This is a genomic window from Sinorhizobium sp. BJ1 (assembly GCF_002531555.1).
GTDB classification, from domain to species: Bacteria; Pseudomonadota; Alphaproteobacteria; order Rhizobiales; family Rhizobiaceae; genus Sinorhizobium; species Sinorhizobium fredii_B.
Window position 1 is genome coordinate 1 of the sequence record NZ_NWTH01000087.1, and the last position, 3,597, is coordinate 3,597.

The 3,597-nt window shown below is 60.0% G+C and carries 3 protein-coding genes and 2 pseudogenes; 3 read left to right on the plus strand and 2 right to left on the minus strand.

What is annotated here, in order from left to right; all coding sequences use genetic code 11:
* Window positions 1-257, plus strand: a pseudogene (locus CO676_RS34025) (3'-5' exonuclease); the annotation flags it as partial.
* A 248-nt stretch (window positions 258-505) separates the two neighbouring features.
* On the opposite strand, the pseudogene CO676_RS34030 reads toward CO676_RS34025, so the two are convergent.
* Window positions 506-961, minus strand: a pseudogene (locus tag CO676_RS34030) (DNA ligase D); the annotation flags it as partial.
* Between the two features lie 224 nt (window positions 962-1,185).
* On the opposite strand from CO676_RS34030, the gene CO676_RS34035 reads away from it, so the two are divergent.
* Window positions 1,186-1,464: a hypothetical protein gene (locus CO676_RS34035; protein ID WP_014763180.1), complete on the plus strand. Its 279-nt coding sequence runs from the start codon at window positions 1,186-1,188 to the stop codon at window positions 1,462-1,464.
* A gap of 541 nt (window positions 1,465-2,005) precedes the next feature.
* On the plus strand, window positions 2,006-2,431 hold the full coding sequence (locus CO676_RS34040; RefSeq protein ID WP_097524285.1) for a VOC family protein: 426 nt from the start codon (window positions 2,006-2,008) through the stop codon (window positions 2,429-2,431).
* A gap of 75 nt (window positions 2,432-2,506) precedes the next feature.
* Here the strand turns inward: CO676_RS34040 and dinB are convergent.
* Window positions 2,507-3,597 (minus strand): DNA polymerase IV (gene dinB / locus CO676_RS34045; protein WP_097524286.1); only part of this gene is annotated, 1,091 nt, incomplete at its 5' end.

Sequence of the window (3,597 nt, forward strand, 5' to 3'; positions counted from 1 at the left end):
AACTTCTCAAGACAAGTCAGCGCTCACGCGTGCGCATCTTCGCCGAGCACAGCCCCTTCGATATGAAAGATCATCTGAAGGCTCGGGGATACCGCTGGTCCGATGGCAGCGACGGCCGTCCGAAATCCTGGTGGATCGAAATCGACGAGGAGCGGCTCGCTGCGGAGCTCGCCTTCCTGAGGTCAGAGATCTACCGGTGGGAAGAGGCCGACCCGCCGGTCAAAAGGCTGACGGCGTTTGATCGGTACAAGGCTTGATGAGGTGGCGATCCCGGATATTTCATTGTGCAGTCTTTCCAAGGATTTCCGGATCGAACTTCACAGCGCGCGATGTCGTCTTGGCGGTCGGCTCATTGTGAATGCGTCCGGCTTTATCCCGCGCTCGATTTCTTTCCAGGTCGCAGGTGCCGCGACGGGAAAGCCCGGACGCGCTCTGGGCGAATAGGTGCCGTCTGCGGTGGTGCCACGGTCATTCCTGAGGTAATCGAGGAAAAGTTTGCCCGGCCGTAGCCGGTTTGCGCCTTGCCGGCATAGACGAGGCGGTCGCCCTCCCAGCGCCCGATATAGAGCGAGGCGATCCGGCGAGGATGCGCACCAAGCTTTTCCACGAAGGCGATGATGGGAAACGCCGCGCGCTTCGCACTTCGTCCTCGTCCAAATTTCCTGCCGTCCCGATCGTCGGGCGCGTCTTTGCGCTTGGACACGATGCCTTCAAGGCCCATCATGCAGGCGTGCTTGTAGACCTCGTCCTTCATGGATGTCGAGATATTCGACAGAGGCGAGGGTGGCGGCGCGGTCGCCTATGAGCTCGCGTAGCGCGCGCTTGCGCTCCACCAGCGGCACGCGTCTGAGGTCGTATCCGTCCAAATAGAGCAGGTCGAACGCCTGGAACGTCAGGTGCGGCGATCAGGGTTTCGCGAGCTCGCGCCGAAGCGGTCGGGAAGGCCGGTCTTGCCGAAAACAGGTTGCCGGCTCGCGGCCGCGGTCTTGGCGCACCGATCCAAGACATGCCTATGTTCCGAACTGAGCGATTCAATCCTCACACCCGAGAATCGTTCCCGAGACTCCGTCGTTCCAACGGATGCAACTGTTTCGCACTTAAGCGAGTTTAGTCGGTGGGCCTTGCGTAGCGTCCGACGAAACGACAGCGCTGGCGGGGCGGGTCGCCCCCAACGGAGTGGTCTATATGGCGCAGAGTACCAAGCAAAAGCTGATGAAGGCGAGCGATATCCCTGCCTTCGTCGAGGAGGTGATCAAAACCGGCTGCAACATCTGCGCCGTCGGCCACGACAAATACATCGTTGGAGACGCAGACCTGTCGCCGGGTGACTATGAGAAAACAAAGCGCAGGCTGAAGAAAATCGAGGATACTTACGGCGATCGTGATTTCCTCAAGTTGGAAATCGTCGCTTACCTTCGCTCAATTGGTCGGCATGTCGACCTCGGCGAGGATGGGTCTGAGTAGGAAGGCCAGCAAAAAAGCCCCGCCACAATGGCGGGCAAATCCCGCATCCTATTGCCTTCGTTGGAGGCGGGGACGTAGCCAAGAGATGCAGCTACCCAGAGACGCTATCTGCGGTTTGATCAGAGAGGAAGGTCTGATCCCGCGATTCCGGTACGCCTCTTCAAAAAACATCGGCAAGGTAAACGCTTCTCGCTTCGTCCGATCAAGCATAATCTTCGATATCCGGATCACATCAGCGGCATCGACAAGCGCATCGCGGATTTCTTTCGGGGAGAGGTCGCGGTCGCCTCACTCCGCTTCCATTTCGAAAGTGCGATACTCGCCACTTTCGCTCCGGGTGGGATGCGGGCGCATCACTCTACCGCAACCCGCGCCGGCGAAGAGTGGACTGTTGGAGGCGGCGGAGTCGAGGCCCAAGAAAAAACAACTCTTAGTGATAGTAGGTTCGCTCACGGTCTGCGCCTCTGCGACAATGCGGCCTCGACGCAAAGACAGCGCGAAACTGGATGTGCCAAGCCACGATTTAACGGGAGGATTGCTCATGAAGCCCCGGATTTCTGTACTGACGCTTGGCGTCGCAGATCTTGAGCGGTCTCTCGCTTTCTATCGTGACGGACTGGGTTTGCGTACCCCAGGGATCGTGGGCCGCGAATTCGAGCATGGCGCCGTCGCGTTCTTTGATCTTTCGAACGGTATCAAACTTGCGATCTGGGATCAGGACGATTTGGCCCACGATAGCGGTCTGACGAAAGCGCCCGCGAGCAGCACTTCGTTCTCGATCGGCCACAACGTCTCGCAACGAAGCGAGGTGGATGAAGTCATGGAACAGGCACGCGAAGCGGGCGCGGCCATCGTGAAGCCCGCCCAAGAGACATTCTACGGGGGATATGCGGGCTACTTTACCGATCCCGATGGCCATCTGTGGGAGGTCGTGTGGAATCCGGCCAATTTGCCGGAGGGGGACTGACTTGAGTCGACTCCCGTGAGGCTGAGGCTTCCGCAAAGAGCGACGCTGCAGGTGACCCACGTGATCGATGGCGGTCTAAAGCGCCAGCCGCAGCTGCGGCGCCACTACAGAGGTCTGCCGTTCCAATGATGACAGCGTGACGCCGAGCAGGCGGATTCCCCTGCGCGGCGGAAAGATCGGCGTCAGAAGCAGCCCGACCACTTCCTCGAGTTCGCCGATCGCTTTCAGAGGTGCCGTAACCGTCTTGCTGCGCGTGATCTGGGAAAAGTCGGCATATTTGACCTTGAGCGTCACGGTCTTGGCGCCAATCTCATTGGCCTCACAGTAGCGCCAGACTTTCTCGATCAGCGGCTGAAGACCTTCGCGCGCCGGGTCAAAGGAGTGGATATCCTCGGAGAACGTGTCTTCCGCGCCGACGGATTTCCGCACCCGGTCCGGCTTGACCTGGCGATTGTCGATGCCGCGGGCAATTCCATAAAAATATGGCCCCGACTTCCCGAAAAGTTCGACCAGAAACTCGAGCGTTTTCTCTTTGAGGTCTGCCCCCGTCTCGATCCCAAGCCGGTGCATCTTTTCGACCGTCGCGGGGCCTACACCGTGGAATTTCTTGACCGGGAGCGCCTCGACGAAGACCGGCCCGTTTTTCGGCGTGATGACAGCCTGACCATTGGGCTTGTTCAGGTCGCTCGCCATCTTGGCGAGGAACTTGTTGTAGGAAATCCCGGCCGACGCATTGAGGCCGGTGACCTGCTTGATCTTCGCCCGGATCTCCGCGGCAATCTCGGTGGCGATCTCCATGCCCTTCAGGTTTTCGGTGACGTCGAGGTAGGCCTCGTCGAGCGAGAGCGGCTCGATCAGCGGTGTGTACTCGGCGAAGATCGCGCGGATCTGCAACGAGACGGCCTTGTAGACGTCAAAGCGCGGTCTGACGAAGATGAGGTCGGGGCATTTCCGCTGCGCGGTCACCGAAGGCATTGCCGAGTGAACGCCGAACTTCCGTGCCTCGTAGCTGGCCGCCGCCACCACGCCGCGGGCGGCAGGATAGCCGACGGCAATCGGCAGGCCCCGCAGCTCGGGATTGTCGCGCTGCTCGACCGATGCGTAAAAGGGTAGAGTAGGCGGTGAGCGCCTAACCCGCCTCGCGGCGGGCGGTTTCTCACCGCCTC